Source organism: Xanthomonas sp. F10 (genome assembly GCF_014206815.1).
In the GTDB taxonomy this organism is placed as follows: Bacteria; Pseudomonadota; Gammaproteobacteria; order Xanthomonadales; family Xanthomonadaceae; genus Xanthomonas_A; species Xanthomonas_A indica.
The window spans coordinates 259,509-280,294 of sequence record NZ_JACHNP010000004.1 but is presented as its reverse complement, the minus strand read 5'-3'; the positions used below and the strand labels follow the sequence as shown (position 1 = coordinate 280,294).

General features: G+C 70.9%; 14 protein-coding genes. 4 read left to right on the top strand and 10 right to left on the bottom strand.

Going from position 1 to position 20,786, the window contains the following annotated elements; translation table 11 throughout:
- Positions 1-31: 31 nt before the first annotated feature.
- Together FHR56_RS20175 and FHR56_RS20170 are read right to left on the bottom strand one after the other, a co-directional pair.
- Complete coding sequence (locus FHR56_RS20175) at positions 32-655, bottom strand: YdcF family protein (protein WP_160946735.1); 624 nt, start codon at positions 653-655, stop codon at positions 32-34.
- Positions 652-1,611, bottom strand: a complete 960-nt coding sequence (locus FHR56_RS20170; protein WP_160946736.1) for a pyridoxal-phosphate dependent enzyme — start codon at positions 1,609-1,611, stop codon at positions 652-654. Before FHR56_RS20170 ends, FHR56_RS20175 begins: the two co-directional genes overlap by 4 nt.
- Positions 1,612-1,775: 164 nt before the next feature.
- On the opposite strand from FHR56_RS20170, the gene FHR56_RS20165 reads away from it, so the two are divergent.
- The 3 genes from FHR56_RS20165 to FHR56_RS20155 all read left to right on the top strand — a co-directional run bounded on the left by FHR56_RS20165 (position 1,776) and on the right by FHR56_RS20155 (position 5,555).
- Complete coding sequence (locus FHR56_RS20165; protein WP_160946737.1) at positions 1,776-2,291, top strand: hypothetical protein; 516 nt, start codon at positions 1,776-1,778, stop codon at positions 2,289-2,291.
- Positions 2,292-2,799: 508 nt separating this feature from the next.
- On the top strand, positions 2,800-4,689 hold the full coding sequence (gene mnmG / locus FHR56_RS20160; protein ID WP_160946738.1) for a tRNA uridine-5-carboxymethylaminomethyl(34) synthesis enzyme MnmG: 1,890 nt from the start codon (positions 2,800-2,802) through the stop codon (positions 4,687-4,689).
- Complete coding sequence (locus FHR56_RS20155; protein ID WP_237473119.1) at positions 4,689-5,555, top strand: nucleotidyltransferase domain-containing protein; 867 nt, start codon at positions 4,689-4,691, stop codon at positions 5,553-5,555. Before mnmG ends, FHR56_RS20155 begins: the two co-directional genes overlap by 1 nt.
- Before the next feature lie 251 nt (positions 5,556-5,806).
- Here FHR56_RS20155 and FHR56_RS20150 read toward each other — a convergent pair whose 3' ends face one another.
- The 5 genes from FHR56_RS20150 to FHR56_RS20130 form a co-directional block, all read right to left on the bottom strand.
- Positions 5,807-6,760 (bottom strand): alpha/beta hydrolase, encoded by a 954-nt coding sequence (locus FHR56_RS20150; RefSeq protein WP_160946739.1) that lies wholly within the window; start codon positions 6,758-6,760, stop codon positions 5,807-5,809.
- A gap of 295 nt (positions 6,761-7,055) precedes the next feature.
- On the bottom strand, positions 7,056-7,913 hold the full coding sequence (locus tag FHR56_RS20145) for a PA4780 family RIO1-like protein kinase (RefSeq protein WP_160946740.1): 858 nt from the start codon (positions 7,911-7,913) through the stop codon (positions 7,056-7,058).
- A 614-nt stretch (positions 7,914-8,527) separates the two neighbouring features.
- Positions 8,528-9,964 carry an efflux transporter outer membrane subunit gene (locus FHR56_RS20140; protein WP_160946741.1) on the bottom strand — a complete coding sequence of 479 codons (1,437 nt, stop codon included), beginning with the start codon at positions 9,962-9,964 and terminating at the stop codon, positions 8,528-8,530.
- Positions 9,961-13,089, bottom strand: a complete 3,129-nt coding sequence (locus FHR56_RS20135; RefSeq protein ID WP_160946742.1) for an efflux RND transporter permease subunit — start codon at positions 13,087-13,089, stop codon at positions 9,961-9,963. Before FHR56_RS20135 ends, FHR56_RS20140 begins: the two co-directional genes overlap by 4 nt.
- A 10-nt stretch (positions 13,090-13,099) precedes the next feature.
- Entirely contained in the window at positions 13,100-14,242 is a 1,143-nt protein-coding gene (locus FHR56_RS20130) for an efflux RND transporter periplasmic adaptor subunit (RefSeq protein ID WP_160946743.1), read from the bottom strand.
- A gap of 343 nt (positions 14,243-14,585) precedes the next feature.
- On the opposite strand from FHR56_RS20130, the gene FHR56_RS20125 reads away from it, so the two are divergent.
- Entirely contained in the window at positions 14,586-17,015 is a 2,430-nt protein-coding gene (locus FHR56_RS20125; RefSeq protein ID WP_160946744.1) for a glucose/quinate/shikimate family membrane-bound PQQ-dependent dehydrogenase, read from the top strand.
- Between the two features lie 206 nt (positions 17,016-17,221).
- Here the strand turns inward: FHR56_RS20125 and FHR56_RS20120 are convergent, their stop codons facing one another.
- Genes FHR56_RS20120 through FHR56_RS20110 form a run of 3 tightly spaced genes read right to left on the bottom strand, consistent with a single transcriptional unit; the run spans position 17,222 to position 20,783 of the window.
- A complete protein-coding gene (locus tag FHR56_RS20120) occupies positions 17,222-18,529 on the bottom strand; it encodes an MFS transporter (RefSeq protein ID WP_184502846.1) in 1,308 nt (435 codons plus the stop codon).
- A 48-nt stretch (positions 18,530-18,577) separates the two neighbouring features.
- On the bottom strand, positions 18,578-19,459 hold the full coding sequence (gene aroD, locus FHR56_RS20115) for a type I 3-dehydroquinate dehydratase (RefSeq protein ID WP_160946746.1): 882 nt from the start codon (positions 19,457-19,459) through the stop codon (positions 18,578-18,580).
- A 37-nt stretch (positions 19,460-19,496) separates the two neighbouring features.
- Positions 19,497-20,783 (bottom strand): carbohydrate porin, encoded by a 1,287-nt coding sequence (locus tag FHR56_RS20110; protein WP_343160751.1) that lies wholly within the window; start codon positions 20,781-20,783, stop codon positions 19,497-19,499.
- Positions 20,784-20,786: the final 3 nt, after the last annotated feature.

Here is a 20,786-nt window from a genome sequence, read left to right as displayed (position 1 = left end):
GGCTGCCGCCCTCCGGCCGTGGAAAGGCCCATCATACGGTCTCGCCGCCGTGCTCGACGCCCCGCTCCAGCAGGTCGCGATGGAAGAAGTACAGCTCCTGCAGCAGGAAGCGCCAGCGGGTCTGGAAGCTGCGGAAGCGGCTGCTCGGCGTCGACGAGGCCAGCGCGTCGATCTGCAGTTCCTGGCACAGCCGCAGCGCCCGCGCCATGTGCAGCGGATCGCTGACCACGATGGCCCGGTGCAGGCCGTGTTCGCGCATCAGCCGGCGCGCCTCGATCAGGTTCTGCCGCGTGGTGCGCGACACCGTCTCGATCAGGATCGCATCGGCCGGCACGTCGTGGCGCAGCGCGTAGCGCCTTGCCACCTGCGACTCGGCGAAGCGCGCGCCGTTGCCGAAGCCGCCGGTGAAGATCAGAGTCGGCGCGTAGCCGCGCTGGTACAGGTCCAGGCCGTGGCGGATGCGCTCCTCGAACACCGGCGAGGGCTTGGCGTCGTAGGCCGCCGCGCCGAGCACGATGATCGCGTCGGCCGGCGCCGCCTGGTCGCGGTCGCCGACCCAGACGATGTAGATCGCCACGCCGAGCAGCCACAGCCCCACCAGCGCCGCCAGGCGCAGCAGCCAGCGCAGCCAGCGGAACCCGCCCCGCGCGCTCATGCCGCGCCCCACGGCAAGGCGTCCAGGTCGACGTTGCCGCCGGACAGGATCACTCCCACCCGGCGCCCGGCGAAGCGCGCCGGCTGCGCCAGCACCGCCGCCAGGGCGATCGCCGAGGACGGCTCCACCACCTGCTTGAGCACCTGCCACAGCAGCCGCATCGCCGCCACGGTCGCCGCGTCGTCCACCACCAGCACCTCGGCATGGCCGTGCAGCAGGGCGAAGTTGGGTTCGCCGAGGCTGCCGCGCAGGCCGTCGCAGATCGTGTCCGGGACCATGTCCACGCGGCGCTCGCCGGCGGCCAGCGAGCGCGCGGTATCGGCGGCACCGGCCGGCTCGGCCAGCAGCAGCTGCGCCTGCGGCGCCAGCGCCGACAGGGCCAGGCGGCTGCCCGCGGCCAGGCCACCGCCGCCGACCGGCACCACCAGCAGGTCCAGCCCGCCGCTGGCGTCCAGCAGCTCCAGCGCGGCGGTGCCCTGCCCGGCGATCACCGCCGGATCGGCGTAGGGATGCACCAGGGTCGCGCCGGTGTCGCGCTGCACCTGGGCGCACAGCGCCTCGCGGGCGGCGATGCTCGGCGCGCAGCGCCAAAGGGTGGCGCCGTGGCGGGCGATGTTGGCGAGCTTGGCGGCGACCGCGCCTTCCGGCACCACCACATGGCAGCCGATGCCACGGGTACGCGCGGCCAGGGCCAGCGCCGCGCCGTGGTTGCCCGAGGAGTGGGTGACCACCCCGCAGGCCGCTTGTGCCGGATCCAGCGCCCACACTGCGTTGCAGGCGCCGCGGAACTTGAACGCGCCGCCGCGCTGCAGGTGTTCGGCCTTGAAGTACAGCTGCGCGCCGCTGGCGGCATCCAGCGCCTGCGAACGCAGCACCGGGGTCGGCCGCGCGTGCGCGGCAATGCGTGCGGCGGCCGCCAGGACGTCGCCGAACTCGGGCAGAAAACGTGAGACCATGCGCGAAAGGGTAGCGTATCGTCGCCAACGTGCAGCGCCCGCCAGCCGCGCCGGCTCGCCGCCGTTGCGCGCGACTTAAGCGTTCAAGTGCGGCGCGGGAAGTTAAGGGGGGATTCAATGCAACGGACCGAACCTGTCAGCCAGCCTGCTGGAGGGCAAACGCCATGAAACTGCGCCTGATCTGCGCCGCTGGACTGCTGGCCGCACTGGGCGGCTGCGCCACCTACGATTACGCCGGAGGCGGCGACGGTGGCTACTACCGTGGCGCGCCCTCGGTCGAGTACCGCTACCCCGCCGGCTATTCCGAGTACTACTCGCCTTACGGCGCGGTGCCCTACTACGGTTACGGCCCCGCGTACTACGGCTACTACGGCTACGGCGTGCCGTATTACTACTATCGCGGTTACGACGGCCCGCGCCACCGCCCGCCGCCGCGTCCGCGGCCGGACGACGGCGGTTCGCGCCCGCCGCCGCCCAGCGTGGGCGGCCGGACGCCGACGCCCTGGCGCGACCTGAACCGCCTGCGGCGTCCGGACGCGCTCAATTCGTCGCCGCGGCCGCAGTCGATGCAGCCGGCCCGGCCGGCGATGCAGCGTCCCGAGGGGATGCAACGCCCGCCTGCCCCACGCCCCGGCAATATGGGGCGCAGCAATGGGACACGTCGCACACTCGAGCCCTGAGAAAGGGCTTGCGTTCGCCAGCCCCAACACGCACTCTACGTCCTACGGGGTGACCGACTGCGTCGCTTTATGACCCGAAGGGGTGACCCCACCGTCTATGTCGATGTCCGACAGGGAAATCTGGATCCCCCCTGTTCCGGCCCTGTCGGGCGTCGGCGCCTCACAACGAAAAGCCCCGGTCCGCCGGGGCTTTTCGCGTTGGGGCCTTGCCGTTGCTGGCCCGGCGCCGGCGCCGGGCGAAAAACGGGCATAAAAAAGGGCCGGTAGTCCCCCGACTACCGGCCCCCAGCTCCCCCAACGTGCGCGTGACTGGCCCCTGTTCCAATTCCAGTCATACGCCCCTGACGCATTGCCACGTTGGGTGCAGTGGGAATATCTGCAGATTGCGTGCCAACTTGAGGCCCAGATCTGCAATTTGTGATGCAACCGCTAAAATTCTTGTTCCCGCCGAGGGCGCTCCCGCCTGCGGCCCCCTTCCGCCGGCTCACGGGCCGGCCGCGAGACCCCGATGAGCGACTCCTTCTACCGCTATGACGTGATCGTGATCGGCGGCGGCCATGCCGGCACCGAGGCGGCGCTGGCGTCCGCGCGTGCCGGCGCGCGCACCCTGCTACTGACCCACAACGTGGAGACGGTGGGGGCGATGAGCTGCAACCCGGCCATCGGCGGCATCGGCAAGGGCCACCTGGTCAAGGAGATCGACGCGCTGGGCGGGGCGATGGCACAGGCCGCGGACCTGGCCGGCATCCAGTGGCGCACCCTCAACGCGTCCAAGGGGCCGGCGGTGCGCGCGACCCGTTGCCAGGCCGACCGCAGCCTGTACCGCAGCGCGATCCGGCGCCTGGTCGAGGCACAGCCGAACCTGGCCCTGTTCCAGGCCGCGGTGGACGACCTGGTCATGGACGGCGAGCGCGTGCGCGGCGTGCTGACCCAGACCGGGCTGCGCTTCGAGGCCGCGGCGGTAGTACTGACCGCCGGCACCTTCCTGGCCGGCAAGATCCATCTCGGCCAGACGCAGTACGCCGGTGGCCGCGCCGGCGATCCACCGGCCACCGCGCTGGCGCAGGCGCTGCGCGACGGCCGCTTCGGCGTGGATCGGCTCAAGACCGGCACCCCGCCACGCATCGACGGGCGCAGCCTGGACTACGCGGCGATGGAGGAACAGCCCGGCGACGATCCGCTGCCGGTGATGTCGTTCCTGGGCGAGGTCGCCCAGCATCCGCGCCAGGTCTCGTGCTGGATCACCCACACCACCGAGCGCACCCACGCCATCATCCGCGGCGCGCTGGACCGCTCGCCGCTGTACACCGGGCAGATCGAAGGCATCGGCCCGCGCTACTGCCCCTCGATCGAGGACAAGGTGGTGCGCTTCGCCGAGAAGGCCAGCCACCAGATCTTCGTCGAGCCGGAAGGCCTGGACGTGGTCGAGATCTACCCCAACGGCATCTCCACCTCGCTGCCGTTCGACGTGCAGCTGGAGCTGGTGCGCTCGATCCGCGGCTTCGAGCGCGCCCACATCACCCGCCCCGGCTACGCCATCGAGTACGACTTCTTCGACCCGCGCGGGCTCAAGGCCTCGCTGGAGACCAAGGCCATGCCCGGGCTGTTCTTCGCCGGGCAGATCAACGGCACCACCGGCTACGAGGAAGCGGCCGCGCAGGGCCTAATCGCCGGGCTCAACGCCGCACGCCAGGTGCGCGGGCTGGAACCCTGGTCGCCGCGCCGCGACCAGGCCTACATCGGCGTGCTGATCGACGACCTGATCACCCACGGCACCAGCGAGCCGTACCGCATGTTCACCAGCCGCGCCGAGTACCGGCTGCAGCTGCGCGAGGACAACGCCGATGCGCGCCTGACCGGCATCGGCCACGACCTGGGCATCGTCGAGGAAACGCGCTGGGCGCGGTTCCAGGCCAAGCAGGAGGCGGTGGCACGCGAGAACGAGCGCCTGCGCGCGCTGTGGGCCACCCCGGGCAACGCGCTGGGCCGCGAGGTCGCGGCCACGCTGGGCGTGGCGGTGAGCCGCGAGACCACCGTGCTGGACCTGATCAAGCGCCCGGAGCTGGACTACGCCGCACTGATGCGGGTGCCGTCGCTGGGTCCCGGCGTGGCCGACGCGCAGGTGGCCGAGCAGGTGGAGATCGGCATCAAGTACGCCGGCTACCTGGACCGCCAGCGCGAGGAGATCGCGCGCCAGCAGCGTCACGAGGACACCCCGATCCCGGCCGCGTTCGACTACGCGCAGGTGCGCGGGCTGTCGGCCGAAGTGCAGCAGAAGCTCGAGCGCGTGCGCCCGCAGACCGTGGGCCAGGCGCAGCGCATCCCCGGCATGACCCCGGCGGCGATCTCGCTGCTGCTGGTGCATCTGGAACGGGCGCGCCGCAGCCGGGTGGCGTGATGGAGCCTTCGATCGACGTCGCGGCGCCCGCCCAGTCCGCCTCGCCCGACATGGCGATCCACCCGATCGCCCCCGACAAGCGCGCCGCCGTGCTGGCCGCACTGCAGGATATCGAGCAGCGCCACGACGTTCGCATCCTGCTGGCCTGCGAATCCGGCAGCCGCGGCTGGGGATTTTCCTCGCCCGACAGCGACTACGACGCCCGCTTCGTCTATATGCATCGACCGGACTGGTACCTCACCGTCAACGAACGGACCGGTCCGGGCGAACCGCAGCGCGACGTGATCGAGCTGCCGATCGACAGCGATCTGGACGTCAGCGGTTGGGATCTGCGCAAGGCCTTGCGCTTGGTGTCCAAGTCCAACCCGACCCTGCTGGAGTGGCTGCAGTCGCCGGTGGTGTATCGGCAGGACGCCGCGGCCGTGGCGACGCTGCGGGAGATGGCCGAGCGCTTCTATTCGCCGCTGGCCACGTGGTGGCATTACTTCAGCATGGCCAAGGGCAACTACCGCGGTTATCTGCGCGGCGAGCGCATCCGCACCAAGAAGTATCTGTACGTATTGCGGCCGGTGCTGGCCTGCCAATGGATCGAACGCGGGCACGGCATGCCGCCGATGGCGTTCGCGTCGCTGCTGGATGCGCTGGTACGTTCCGGCGCCCTGCGCGAGGCCATCGATGCCTTGCTGGCCAAGAAACGCGCATCGGCCGAGGTCGAAGACGGCCCGCGGATTCTGGCGATCAGCGATTTCCTGGACGCGGAGCTGCAGCGGATGGAGGCCAGCGCACCGCCGCTGCCGGCGGGCAGCGGCGATCAGCGCGAGCTGGACGAGGCGCTCCGGCAACTGCTGGGCATCACTCCGCGCTGAGTGCGGCGCGGCAGACCGGCCGCGCGTCACCGTGCAAATCAGCGGCATCCGCACTGCGGGCTGCAGATGTCACCCAGTTGCCAGCCCACGTAGGAGCGGCTTCAGCCGCGACCTGGGCGTGTCGGCAATGCCCCGTCGCGGCTGAAGCCGCTCCTACGGACGCGACGGACGCATGGTTCCAGATGAGGCAGCGCATGCCAGCACCGGCGGCGATTGCCGGGAGGTGGTACGCGCTGCGGTGGGACTCAGTCCTATGCGGCCACCGGCAGCAGCCGCTGGCGCAGCAGCAGCGCGGCCAGGTCCAGGGTTTCGCCCGCCACGCGCAGCACGCTGCCCATGTTGATGAAGCCGTGGATCATGCCGGGGTGGACGCGCACCAGGGTTTCCACGCCGGCCTCGCGCAGTCGCTGCGCGTAGTGCAGGCCTTCGTCGTGCAGCGCGTCGCGGTCGGCGAGCACCACCAGCGCCGGGGCGACGCCGGCCACGTCCGGCGCCACCACCGGCGAGATGCGCCAGTCCGACCCAAGCGACGGGTCGGGCAGGTACTGACGGTCGAAATAGCGCATCGCCGCTTCGGTCAGCGGCGGGATGCCGGCGTTGTGCACGCGCGAGGGGAAGGGATTGCCCGCATGCAGGTTGGTCAGCGGATAGATCAGGATCTGGCAGCGCAGGGCGATGCCGGCATCGCGCGCGGCCAGCGCGGCGCTGGCCGCCAGGGCGCCGCCCATGCTGTCGCCGGCGATGGCCAGGCGCTGCGGATCGGCGCCGACCTCGCCCGGATGCGCGGCCACCCAGTGCACCACCGCGATCACGTCCTCGATGCCGGCCGGCGCCGGATGCTCGGGCGCCAGCCGGTAGCCCACCGCCAGCACCTGGCAGCCGGCACGCGCGGCAAGTTGCCGGCACACGTCGTCGTGCGAGTCGAGATCGCCGACCACACCGCCGCCGCCATGCGCATAGAGGCAGGTCGGCGCCGGGCCGGCGTCGAGGCCGTGCGGGCGGTACAGGCGCAGCGGAATCGGCGCGGCCGGACCCGGCACCTGCAGGTCGCGGACCTCGGCCATCTCCGCGCGCGGGAACCCGAACTGCGCGGCGACGCCGCGCATCATCGCCCGCGCCTCGGGTAAGGGCAGTTCCTCCATCGGCGGCTGCCCGGACTGCTGCGCCAGGGCGAAGAAACGGATGACGTCTGGATCGAAATACATGGGTGGCCCTCCCGGGCGGCTGCGCAAGCGGCGTCGACCAGATTGTTATTTCTTATAACCATTTCCGCAAATAATCGAACTGGTACGCGCATCACGGCGCCTGGCGGGCCAGTGGCAGAGGGCCGCCTGCAGCGGCGCGGAGGCGTGCGCAATGCAGGTGTGGCAAGGCTTCGCGTGGCGTGCGGCGCACGGCGGCCGGTGTCGCGCACGTGGCTGCGCCGCATTGCAGCGCAACATGCGCGTGCGCGACCACAGGGTTCGCGCCGCGCGGCGTGCTCGGAGCGGGAGAACCGCGCTAGTCGTCCTGCGCGGCGGCCTCGCGGCCCTGCTGGCGGATGATGGCCTCCTGCCGCGCGTCCTCGATCGAGGCGCGCACCGCGCGCACGTCGGCACGGCGGGTATCGAAGGCAAAGCGGCCGGTGAGCGCGCTGTCCGGGCGCAGCGTGCCCTTCTCGTACAGCGCCCACATCTCCTCGCCGTAATGGGTGGCGTTGAGCTCGGGGGCGAAGCGCCCCAGGCAATCGCGCAGGTTGTGCACGTCGCGCAGCAGCATGGTGCGGGCGGCGTTGTTGCCGGCGGCGCTGACCACCTGCGGGAAATCGATCACCACCGGGCCGTCGGCGCCGACCAGCACGTTGTATTCGGACAGGTCGCCGTGGACCAGGCCCAGGCACAGCATCTTGACCACGTCCCCGACCAGCTGCGCGTGGAAAGCCTGCGCCTGCGCCGGTTCCAGTTCCACTTCGCTCAGCCGCGGCGCGCTCTGCCCGTGGGCATCGGTGACCAGGTCCATCAGCAGCACGCCGTGGAAATAGCCGCGCGGCTGCGGCACATGCACGCCGGCATCCACCAGCTGGTACAGGGTGTTGGCCTCGGTGTCCTTCCACGCGGCCTCCTGCTCGCGGCGGCCGAACTTGCTGGCCTTGCCGATCGCCCGCGCCTGGCGGCTGCCGCGCACCTTGCGCCCTTCCTGGTACTGCACGCGCGCCTGGAAGCTGCGCTGCGCCATGTCCTTGTAGACCTTGGCGCAGAGCACGTCGTCGCCGGCCTGGACCACGTAGACCGCGGCCTCCTTGCCGCTCTTGAGCGGGCGCAGCACGCCGTCGATGACGCCATCGTCGATCAACGGCTGCAGGCTCGGAGGAATCTTCATCGGGTGCGGCATACCTGGAGTGGGTCGCCACGATTATGGCCCAAGCCTGGCGTCGTGCCCGGCGCATCGGTGCGGCGTCGCGGGTGTCGCGAATGCGCCGAAGCTGCGTCCGGTGCGGCCTGCGGCCTGTGCGACGCACGAGATGCGGCGCGCAAGCGTCCGGCATTTGTCTACGACGTCTGCCGAGGCGTGCCGCTGCGTTCAGCGATCGAGCCGGTGGCGCGGGCTGTCGTGCTGTGTGCCGCGAGGGCGCGCGCGTTGCCTGGGTCGATGGTTGGAGAGGCGTTCGACGGCTATCGCGTCGGGACTGAAGTCCCTCCCACAAAAAGCGACTCCCGCGCTAACTGGGCGGCACGTGCCGTTGCGTGCGACCGAGGTCGGTCAGGGAAACAGCGCGCGGCTGGCCGCGTGAGGCGTGATGGGGATGTCGCACAGGACGTCGCTTGGGTCGACAGTTGGATGGCGTCCGACTGCCATGCGCCGGGACTGAAGTCCCTCCCACAAGGGGGGCGTGGCGCGTGGCGACGCTTCTGCATGCTCAGGCCTGCCTCGAGCTCCGCTTTACTCTCTGTCCACGGTCTTGCCTCAGGCGCCCAGGCCTGCCCCACTCCGGCTCAGGGCGCGGCAGGGGCCTGGGCGTCGGCGCCGCCGCCGAGCACCTGGTACAGGGTGACGCGGTTGCTGGCGTCCTGCAGGCGCAGCGCGATCAGCGCCTGCTGCGCGGCGTACAGCGAGCGCTGCGCATCCAGCACCGCCAGGTGCCCGTCCAGGCCGGCGCGGTAGCGCGCGTCGGCCAGGGTGTAGCTGCGCTGGCTGGCGTCGACCAGGGCCTGCTGCGCGCTCAGCTGCGCCTGCAGGTGGTCGCGCGCGGCCAGGGCGTCGGCCACTTCGGCGAAGGCCGACTGGATCGCCTTCTCGTACTGCGCCACGGCGATGTCCTTGCCCAGCCTGGACGCGTCCAGCGAGGCCTTCAGCGCGCCGGCGTGGAAGATCGGCGCGGTGATGCTGGGCACGAACGACCAGGTGCGGCTGCCGGCGGAGAACAACGTGGACAGCGCATCGCTGCTGCGCCCGGTCGACGCGGTCAGGCTCAGCGACGGGAAGAACGCCGCGCGCGCGGCGCCGATGTCGGCGTTGGCCGCCTGCAGGGTGTGCTCGGCGGCGAGCACGTCCGGGCGCTGCAACAGCACCGTCGAGGACAGGTGCGCCGGCAGCGGCGCCAGCGCGACACTGTCCTGCATCGCCTGCGCGGTCGGCAGCAGCGCCGCCTCCACCGGCGCGCCCACCAGCAGCTGCAGCGCATCGCGCGCCTGCGCCAACTGGCTGGCAGCGCTGGCGACGGCGACGCGTGACGATTCCACGCTGGTCTGCTGCTGCGCCAGGTCCAGCCCGGACACGCTGCCGACGCCGTGCTGGCGCTCGGTCAGTTGCAGGGTCTGGGTCTGGCTGTCCAGGGTCTGCTGCGCCAGGGTCAGTTGTTCCTGGTCAGCGCCCACGGTCAGCCATGCCGCGGCGACCTGGGCGACCAGGCTCAGGCGCACGCTGCGCTGGTTCTCGGCGCTGGACAGCCAGTTCTGCAGGGCCTCCTGCCTGAGGCTGCGCAGTTGCCCGAACAGGTCCAACTGCCAGCTGCTGAGCCCGACCTGCAGGGTGTCGCTGGTGCTGACCTGGGAGACGCCGTCGTCGTTGCTGGCAGCGCTGCTGCGGCCGCGGCTCATGCTGGCGTTGGCATCGAACGACGGCAGCTGCGCGGCGCGCTGGATGCGGTACTGCGCGCGCGCCTTGTCGATGGACAGCATCGCCACGCGCAGGTCGCGGTTGTTCTGCAGCGCCAGCGCGATGGTCTGGCGCAGCCGCGGATCCAGGAACACCTGCTGCCAGTCCGGCATCGCCAGCGTGTCGGTGGCGGCGCCGGTCGCGGGCGCCGCATCGGCCGCGGCCAGGTCGGCCGGTACCGGCGCCGCGGGGCGCACGTAGGTCGGCGCCAGGGTGCAGCCGGACAGGGCCAGCAGCGTGGCTGCCGCCACGCTCATGCGGGAGATCGCGCTCATGCCTGCGCCTCCTCGGTGGCGGCCGGGCGCCCGGGGAACATCCGCCGCACGATCACGTAGAACAGCGGCACGAAGAACAGGCCCAGGGTGATCGAGGCCAGAGTGCCGCCGGTGACGCCGGTGCCCAGCGAGTGGCGCGCGGCCGAGCCGGCGCCCTTGCTGAACACCAGCGGCAGCACGCCGAGCAGGAACGCCAGCGAGGTCATCAGGATCGGCCGCAGGCGCATCTGCACCGCGTGCAGGGTGGCGGCGAGCAGGCTTTCGCCGCGGTGTTCGAGGTCGCGCGCGAACTCGACGATGAGGATGCCGTTCTTCGCCGCCAGGCCCACCGTGGTCAGCAGGCCCACCTGGAAGTACACGTCGTTCTCCAGCCCGCGCAGGGTCATCAGCAGCACGGCGCCGAACACGCCCACCGGCACCGCCAGCATCACCGCGAACGGGATCGACCAGCTCTCGTACAGCGCCACCAGGCACAGGAACACGAACAGCAGCGAGATCGCGTACAGCGCCGGCGCCTGGTTGGCCGACAGCTTCTCCTGGTAGGCCATGTCCGACCACGCGTAGCCGAAGCCATGCGGCAACTGCTTGCTCAGTTCGGCCATCGCGTCCATCGCCGCGCCGGAACTGACCCCGGGCACCGCCTGGCCGGTCAGTTCCATCGCCGACACGCCGTTGTAGCGTTCCAGCGCGGCCGGCGCGCTGGTCCAGTGCGAGCGGGTGAAGGCCGACATCGGCACCATGTCGCCGCCGCCGTTGCGCACCGTCCAGCGGTCCAGGTCCTGCGGCGCCATGCGCGCGTCGGCGTCGCCCTGCACGAACACCTTCTTGATGCGGCCCTTGTAGATGAAGTTGTTGACGAAGTCGCCGCCGAGCGCGCTGTTGAGCGTGGCGTTGATGTCGCCCGGGTCCACGCCCAGCGCCTGCGCCTTGGCGTCGTCGATCTTGACCGCGTACACCGGCGCGTCCTCCAGGCTGGCGTAGCGCACGTTCATCAGCTTGGGATCGTGCTGGGCCAGGCGCAGCAGCTTGTCGCGCGCGGCGACCAGGGCGGCGTGGCCGGCGCCTTCGTAGTCCATCAGTTCGAAAGTGAAGCCGGAGGCGTCGCCCAGGCCGGTGATCGCCGGCGGCGAGGTCACGAACAGTTCCGCGTCGGGCACGTCGGCCAGCGCCTTGTTCAGATGGTCGGCGATGGTCGCCGCATCGTCGTTGCGATCGTCCCAGTCCTTCAGCCGCACGAAGGCCATGCCGACGTTCTGGCCGGCACCGGTGACGCTGAAACCGGCCGAAGACAGCACCGAGCGCACGCCCGGGTCCTTCAGCGCGGCCTTGGTCAGCCGGTCGGTCACCGCCAGGGTCTGCTCCAGGGTGGAGCCGGCCGGCAGCTTGACCAGCACGTTGAGCATGCCCTCGTCCTCGTCGGGCAGGAACGCGCCGGGCAGGCGCCACAGCAGCAGGCCGGTGACCGCGATCAGCAGCGCATAGGCGACCAGGCCCAGCGCGCGCCGGCCCAGCACCCGCTCGACCAGCGTGCGGTAGCGCTCGGACAGGTGCCGGAAGCGGGTGTTGAACCAGATGAAGAACCAGCCCAGGCGTCCGTGCGAGCCGATCGGCGCTTCGCCCTGGTGCAGCGGCTTGAGGATGGTCACGCACAGCGCCGGAGTCAGGGTCATCGCCACCAGCACCGACAGGATCATCGAGGCGGCGATGGTGATCGAGAACTGGCGGTAGATCACGCCGGTGACGCCGTTGAAGAACGCCATTGGCACGAACACCGCGGTCAGCACCAGCACGATGCCGACCAAGGCGCCGCCGATCTGCTGCATCGAACGCAGCGTCGCTTCCTTCGGCGGCAGGCCTTCCTGGCCCATGACCCGCTCCACGTTCTCCACCACCACGATGGCGTCGTCGACCAGCAGGCCGATCGCCAGCACCATCGCGAACATGGTCAGGGTGTTGATCGAGTAGCCGAACGCGGCGAGCACGCCGAAGGTGCCCATCAGCACCACCGGCACGGCGATGGTCGGGATCAGCGTGGCGCGCCAGTTCTGCAGGAACAGGTACATCACCGCCACCACCAGCAGCACCGCCTCGATCAGGGTGATGACCACTTCCTTGATCGAGGTGGTGACGAACGGCGTGGTGCTGAAGGCGATGTGATAGTTGAAGCCGTGCGGCCAGTACTGCTTGAGTTCCTGCAGGCGCTGGTCGATTGCCCTGGAGGTCTCCACCGCGTTGGCGTCGGAGTTGAGCTCGATGCCCAGCGAGGCCGAGGGCTTGCCGTTGAAGCGGGTGATGCTGTCGTAGGTCTCCGGGCCCAGGCCGATCCTGGCCACGTCCGACAGGTGCACGGCGGCGCCGCTGGCATCGCTCTTGAGCACGATCGCGCCGAACTGGGCCGGGGTCTGCAGGCGGCTGCGGGTGGTCACGGTGGCGTCCAGGCGCTGCCCGCGCAACGCCGGCTGGCCGCCGATCTCGCCGGCCGACACGTCGGTGTTCTGCGACTGCAGCGCATTCTCCACGTCCGAGGGCATCAGCGCGTACTTGCGCAGCTTCTCCGGGTCCAGCCAGATGCGCATGGCGTATTCCGAGCCCAGCGGCTGGATGTTGCCGACGCCGCTGACGCGGCTGATCTGGTCGTCGATGTTCGATTCCATGTAGTTGGCGACATCGAAGTTGTCCATGCTGCCGTCGTCGGACGTGAACGCCACCACCTCGAACAGCGAGCCGCTGGACTTGGTGATGACCAGGCCGTTCTGCTGCACCGCCTGCGGCAACACCGACATCACCGACTGCAACTGGTTCTGCACCTGCACCTGCGCGGTGTCGGCGTTGGTGCCGGTCTCGAACACCAGGTTGACCTGCGCGGTGCCGTCCGAGGCGCTGGTGGAGGTCATGTACAGCAGGTGGTCCAGGCTCTGCTGCGACTGCTCGATCAGCTGGGTGACGGTGTTCTCCACCGTCTGCGCCGAGGCGCCGGTGTAGGTGGCGCGCACGGTGATGGTGGGCGGCGCCATGTGCGGATAGCGTTCGACCGGCAGCCCATGGATGGCCAGCATGCCGATCAGGACGATGACGATGGCCATGACCCAGGCCACCACCGGGTGGTTGACGAAGAAGCGCGACATGCGGGAGTCCTCAGTCGGCCTGGGCGTCGTCGCCCGGCAGCGCCGGCGCGGCGTCGAGCTGGGCGGCGGTGACCGGATACGGCTGCGCCGGCTTGCCGAGTTCGGCGCGGCTGCCGTTGACCACGATCAGGCGCTCGCCCGGCTTGAGCCCGGACTCCACCACCCAGTCGTGGCCCAGGGCCTCGCCGGTGCGGATGTGCCGCTCCACCACCTTGTCGTGCGCGTCGAGCAGCTTCACCAGCGGCTCGCCCTTGCTATCGCGGGTCACCGCCTGCTGCGGCACCAGCACCGCGCCCTGGTCGGTGGCCATCGGCAATACTGCGCGCAGGTACATGCCCGGCAGCAGCAGGTGCTCGGGATTGGGCACCACCGCGCGCAGGGTGACGTTGCCGGTGCCGGCGTTGACCTGGGTGCCGACGAATTCGAGGGTGCCGGCATGCGGGTAGGTGCTGCCGTCCTCCAGCCGCACCTGCACCTGCGCCTTGCCGTCGATGGCGTGGATCTGCCCGGCATCGAGCTGGCGGCGCAGTGCCAGCATCTGCGTGCTGGACTGGGTGACGTCCAGGTAGATCGGGTCCAGCCGCTGGATGGTGGTCAGCGCCGCATCCTGCGCGGCGGTGAGCAACGCGCCGACGGTGTAGGCGGAGGTGCCGATGGTGCCGGAGATCGGTGCGGTGATGCGGGTGTAGTCGAGATTGATCCGCGCCGCCTGCAGCGCCGCCTTGGCTGCGACCACCGCCGCCTCGTCTTGGTGCAAGGTAGACAGCGCGTCGTCGGCGTCCTGCTTGCTGGCCGCATCCATGTCGGTGAGGGTGCGGGTGCGCTCGGCCTTGGGCCGCGCGCTGGCCAGCGCCGCCTCGGCCTGCACCAGGTTGCCGCGGGCGATGTCGTAGGCGGCCTGGTACGGCGCTGGGTCGATCACGTACAGCGCCTGCCCGGCCTTGACCTCCTGGCCCTCCTGGAACAGACGCTGGCGCAGCAGCCCGCCGACCTGCGGGCGCACGTCGGCGGTCTCGTAGGCCACGGTACGACCGGCCAGCGTGCGCTCGACCGGCAGCGTGCGTGCGCCCAGGGTCAGCACCCCCACCCGCGGCGGCGGCGCAGCCGCTGGCTTGTCGCCGGAGCAGCCTCCGGCCACGGCAATGGCCAGCACGACGGCACAGCGAAGGGGACGACGAGGCGCCTGGAGGAGGTCGGACATGGGGAGTGCGGCTGGGAAGAAACGCGCAACGCTACTCCAGGGATGTGTCGCATCGCACCATCCCTGTAACAGTGCGTTGTACGGGCTTCACCAAGGTCGGAGAAACGTCGGAAACCGGCGCGCAGCATCGCGTTGGCGGGCGTCGCCATTCGTTCTATTACCGAACACAAATGCGATAATCGCCCAACGTGGCGACGTCCTTGCCAGACGCGGCATGTCATCGTGCGCACGCCCGCTTTCCGCCCTCGTGGCCGGCCGCGGACGCCGTGCGTCTCCCCTGCAGAGGATCGAAAACGTGCAAACCCAATTGGATGTGTCGGCCGGTGGCCGGATCGTGCTGTGGAGCGTCGGCCTGCTGCTGGCGCTGATCGGGCTGGCGCTGCTGGTCGGCGGCATCCGCCTGGCCACGCTCGGCGGCAGCCCCTACTTCCTGGCGATGGGCGCGGCCTGCGTGGCCTCGGCCGTGCTGGTGCTGCGGCGGCGCCCGGCCGGCGCCTGGCTGTACGCGCTGGCCTTCGTGTTGAGCGTGGCCTGGGCCTACTGGGACGCCGGCCTGGCATTCTGGCCGCTGGTGTCGCGGCTGATGATGCCGGCGGTGCTGGCGCTGCTGGTCGCCCTGGTCTACCCGACCCTGCGCCGCGCCCGCGGCCTGCCCGGCGGCCGCGGCGCGTACGCGCTGGCGGCGGTGCTGGCGCTGGCCTGCGCCGGCGGCCTGGCCGGCATGTTCGTGCCGCATCCGCCGGTGGCGGCCAGCGGCCCCGGACCGGCACCGGTGCCGGTGACCCCGGCGCAGGCGCAGCGCGACTGGAGCCACTACGGCAACACCGCCGGCGGCAACCGCTTCGCCGCGCTGGACCAGATCGGCCGCGGCAACGTCGGCCAGTTGCAGGTGGCCTGGACCTACCGCACCGGCGATGTCGCCCTCAGCGACGGCAACGGCGCCGAGGACCAGACCACCCCGCTGCAGATCGGCGAGACGCTGTACGTGTGCACCCCGCACAACAACGTCATCGCGCTGGACGCCAGCAGCGGCCGGCAACTGTGGAAGCACGAGATCAATGCGAAGTCCTCGGTCTGGCAGCGCTGCCGCGGCCTGGCCTACTTCGATGCCGACGCGGCGCTGGCCCAGCCAACGGCGGCCAACGCGTCGCCGGTGGCGGCGGCGGTGCTGCCGGCCGGCGCCAACTGCCGGCGCCGCGTGCTGACTAACACCATCGACGCGCGGCTGATCGCGCTGGATGCGGACACCGGCGCGTTCTGCAGCGGCTTCGGCCAGAACGGCCAGGTCGACCTGAAGGCCGGCCTCGGCGCCGCACCCGATCCGTTCTACCAGTTGACCTCGGCGCCGACCGTGGCCGGGACCACGGTGGTGGTGGGCGGCCGCGTCGCCGACAACGTCCAGGCCGACATGCCCGGCGGCGTAATCCGCGGCTTCGACGTGATCACCGGCGCGCAGCGCTGGGCCTTCGACCCGGGCAACCCGCAGGACACGCAGCCGCCGGCCGCGGGCAAGACCTATGTGCGCAGCACGCCGAACGTGTGGGCGCCGATGTCCTACGACGCCGCGTCCAACACCGTGTTCCTGCCGATGGGCAGCCCGTCCACCGACCTGTACGGCGCCGAGCGCAGCGCGCTGGACCACCGCTTCGGCGCCTCGATCACCGCGCTGGATGCGAGCACCGGCAAGGTCAAGTGGGTCTACCAGACCGTGCACAACGATCTGTGGGACTTCGACCTGCCGATGCAGCCGAGCCTGATCGACTTCCCGATGGCCGACGGCCGCAAGGTGCCGGCGCTGATCATCGGCACCAAGGCCGGCCAGCTGTACGTGCTCGACCGCGCCACCGGCACGCCGCTGACCGAGGTCCGCGAGGTGCCGGTGAAGGCGGCCGACATCCCCCACGAACCGTATGCGCTGACCCAGCCGCTGTCGGTGGGCATGCCGCAGATCGGCACCAAGCACCTGACCGAAGCGGACATGTGGGGCGCCACCCTGCTGGACCAGATGCTGTGCCGCATCGCCTTCAAGAAGATGCGCTACGAAGGCCTGTACACCGCGCCCGGCACCGACGTGTCGCTGAGCTTCCCCGGCTCGCTGGGCGGCATGAACTGGGGCGGTCTGTCGGTCGACCCGGTGCACGACGTGGTGTTCGCCAACGACATGCGCCTGGGCCTGTGGGTGCAGATGATTCCGCAGAAGGCCGAGAAGGCGGCCGCCTCCAGCGGTGGCGAGGCGGTCAACACCGGCATGGGCGCGGTACCGCTGAAGGGCACGCCGTACGCGGTCAACAAGAACCGCTTCCTGTCGGCGCTGGGCATCCCCTGCCAGGCGCCGCCGTTCGGCACGCTGAGCGCGATCGACCTGAAGACCCGAAGCATCGCTTGGCAGGTGCCGGTGGGCACCGTGCAGGACACCGGCCCGCTCGGCTTCAAGATGCACCTGCCGATTCCGGTCGGCATGCCAACGCTGGGCGGCACCCTGGCCACGCAGAGCGGCCTGGTGTTCATCGCCGGCACCCAGGACTACTACCTGCGCGCGTTCGACAGCGGCACCGGCAAGGAACTGTGGAAGGCGCGGCTGCCGGTGGGCAGCCAGGGCGGGCCGATGACCTACGTGTCGGCGAAGAACGGCAAGCAGTACATCGTGATCACCGCCGGCGGCGCGCGGCAGTCGCCGGACCGCGGCGACTACGTGATCGCCTACGCGCTGCCGAACGCCAAGTAGGAAAACGGCGCCCCATTGCCACCTGTGCGGTGGCAATGGATGGCCCGGCGTTCGTCGGACCTCGCGGCGCCTCGATTGGCCAACGCATGAGTTACGGCGCCGCGCAGCGGCGTCGTATGAGTGGCGTAGGCCAGGCCGGCGTTGCCCGCACCGTCAAGCGCGGTGTTCTCAGCGTCGGCCAGACGTGCGCCCGCGGCGCCCTGCCCTCAACGCGCCGGCTGCAGCCGCATCGTCAACACCGCGGCAATGGCCACCAGCAGCGGCAACGCCAGCACGTAGTACAGGTTGGCCGGCTGCCAGCCGGCGTCGACCAGCACGCCGACGGTCATCGGCGAGAGGATCGCACCGACGCGGCCGATACCGATCGCCCAGCCCAGGCCGGTGGTGCGCACGCTCGGCGCGAACACGATCGGCGCCAGCGCATACAGGCCGGCCATCGAGCCGAACAGCGCCGCGCCGATCACGAAGGCCACCGGGAAGGCCAATTGCAGCTGCGCACCCAGCGTGGCGAATGCGGCCATGCCCAGTGCGGCGATCAGGAAGCTGGCCGCGGTCAACCGCGGCAGCAAAAAGCGTGCGGCCAGCCCGCCGAACACCGCGCCGCCGACGATGCCGCCCAGGTTCAGCAGCACCCCGCCGGTGACGCCCTGTTCGGCCGACAGCCCGGCTTGCACCAGCAGTTTCGGCGTCCAGCTCAGCACGAAATAGAAGGCGAACATGTGCATGAAGAAGCCCAAGGCGATCAGCACGCTGTTGCGGCGCAGGCGCGGGGTGAACAGCGCCGCGTAGCCGGCCTTCTCCTGCACCGGCGGGCGCGGCGGCAGCGCGTCGAGCGTCGGTGCGCGCATGCGCGCCAGCAGCGCGTTGAGCCGCGCCAGCGCATCCGGCGGGCGCCGGCTGAGCAGGAAATCCAGCGACTCGGGCAGCAGCGCCAGCACCACCGGGATGCACAGCAGCGAGGCGAGTGCACCGAACAGGAAGGCCGCGTGCCAGCCCCAGCGCTCCAGCAGCACCGCGGCGATCAACCCGCCCAGCGTGGCGCCGATGGGATAGCCGGTGGCCTGCAGTGCCACCGCCGTGCTGCGCCACCTCGGGCTCGCGTATTCGGCGGTGATCACGCCCACGCCGGCGAGCATGCCGCCGATGCCGATGCCGGTGAACACGCGCAGCGCGGCCAGTTGCCAGATGTCCTGCGCCAGCGCCGAGGCGGCCATGCCGACGGTCAGGATCACCAGGCAGCACAGGATCATGCTGCGCCGGCCCCAGCGGTCGGCCAGCGGCGCCAGCAGCAGCGAGCCCAGCGCCATGCCCACCAGCCCGGCGCTGAGCGCGATCCCCAGCAGCTTGCCGGACAGGTGCCAGGCCTCGGACACGTGCGGGGCGATGAAGGCCATCACCATCACGTCGAACCCGTCCAGCATGTTCAACAGCACGCAGACCGCGATCGCCGTCCACTGGAAACCGCTCATGCGGTCCAGGACGAGCGCGGTGGGCGGGGCGGCGGCATGGCTCATGGGGTCACTCCTGCAGGAACGGCGAACGAGAACCGCGGCGAGGCGGCGTCACTGGGCGGGCGCGGCCGCGTGCAGGGCATCGAGCGCCTGCCGCAGGCGTGCCGCATCGATCTGGCCGGGGGCCGAGGCGCTGCCGAGCATGCCGAAGGTCAGGCTCTGCCCGAAGGTACCGCCGGACAGCCGCGACACCGCACCCAGCGGCCCCATCGCCATGGTCAGCAACGGCTGGCCGCTGCGCTGGCGCAGTTGCCAGGTGGCATCGAGCAAGTGCAGCACGTCGCCCGGATCGCGCGGCATCACCGCGATCTTCAGCACGTCGGCGCCCAGCGCCTGCTGCCGCTGCAGCCGCGCCACCATCTCCGCCACCGGCGGGGTGGCGTGGAAGTCATGGCTGGACATCACCACGTACACGCCCTGCCGGTGCGCATGCTCCACCAGCTGCCGCAGCACCGCCGGGTCGCGGGCCATCTCCACGTCGAGCAGGTCGGCGAAGCGCGCGTCCAGCAGGCGGGCGTACAGCGCGCCGTAGGCGGCATCGTCGATCGCCACCGCGCCGCCCTCGGCCTTGGTGCGGAAGGTCAGCAGCAGCGGCTTGCCGTGCAGCGCCTGCGCCAGGCGCGGCCCCAATGCCGCCAGCGCCGCCGCGTCGGTGGCGCCGTCCATCAGGTCGATGCGCCACTCGGCCAGGTCCGCATCGGGCGAGGCGGCGATGCGCTGCGCCTGCGCCAGCGCCTGCTCGGCGTCGTGCGCGGTGATCGGCACGATGATCTTGGGCAGGCCGGCACCGATGGCGAGCCCGCGGATCTGCAGGACGCGCGGCGCCGGCAGCGGGGTGGCCGCGGACGTCGCCGCGGGTGCGGCCTGCAGCGGCGACGCCAGCAACAGGCCGGCGCAGCACAGGAAGGTCAGTCGTCGTGGGAACAAGGGCATCGGGGTCGGCCTGGACAGGAAGGCGCGCAGCGCGCGCTCAGAAGGTGAGCTTGACCTGCAGCCCCACCGCCAGCGCGTTGTCGATGCGCGCATAGGCGAAGGTGCCGGGGTTGACGATGTACTGCACATCCGGCCGCAGCATCAGCCACGGCGTGAGTTGCGCGCTGTAGGACAGTTCGTAGAGTTCCTCGGCGGTATCGAGCGCGAACACCGGCGCGTCCGGCGGCACGCCGGCATCGAGCAACGCCGCGCGCCGCGCGTCGAGCAGGCGATGGTTGATGTCGGCGCCGACGTAGCCCAGGGCGATGCGGTCCTGGCTGCGCCGGCCGATGCCCTGGTACACGCCGCCCAGTGCGTACCAGCGGGTGATCTGCGCGGTGGCGCGGTCGGAGATCATGTACTGGGCGAAGCCGGTGAGGCCGCGGCCGCGTTCGCCACCAGGGGAATACAGCTTCTGCTCCACCAGCAGGTAGGCGCCGTCGCGGCCGGTGGTGGCGCGCGAATCCAGGCCCTTGCGCGGCACCCGCGAGGAGTCGTAGTAACCGCCGACCTTGTAGGTGCCCGGATAGGCGCCGCCGGCGCCCGGCGTCCAGGTGAGTTCGACCGGGAACAGCGAGCCGGTGGTGCCGCGCGCGTCCAGGTCGAAGGCGGTGTGCACGTTGTTGTTGGTGCTGGGGTTGACCTGGAACCAGCCGACCCGCAGGTTCGCCGCCGGCGTCAGTTGCTGCGCCGCCTCGGCGCCCCAGCGCGCGTTCGGATAGTTGTACCAGCCGCTGTTGCCGGACATCGCCAGCGGATGCGCGCAGAACGCGGCGTTGACGAAGTTGGTCAGCAGCGTGTGCGCGCCGAACTGGTTGCCCATCGCGTAGAAGCCGGCCTTCACGTACGTACGCCCGTCGTTGAAGCGGCGGTCGTAGCTCAGTTCGGTGAGTCGGGTGAACTGGCCGCCGTAGGCTTCCTGGATCGGGAAGCGGTTGCCGAGCAGGTCGGCCGAGGTGCTGCGGCCGCGGCGGTCGTTGACCGTGACATGCAGTGCGCCGCCGTCCCAGCCGGCGAGTTTCGCCAGGTCCAGATCCACGCCCAGCCGCACCTGCTGCGCATAGCGCGCGCCGCGCTCGCCGCGGCCGCCGTCGACCACGCCCATGGCTTCGCCGACGTAGTCGCCGCGCACGTTGACGCCGCGCTGCAGCCAGTCGCTGCGCGTGCCGTTCCAGTCGCCGCTGAAGGTGCTGTGCGCCAGGTCGGTGGCGTCCTGCGCAGCGGCGACCGCCGGGAGCAAGGCGACGGCCGTGGCCAGCAGCGACCAGGCCGGCAACGACGGCACGCG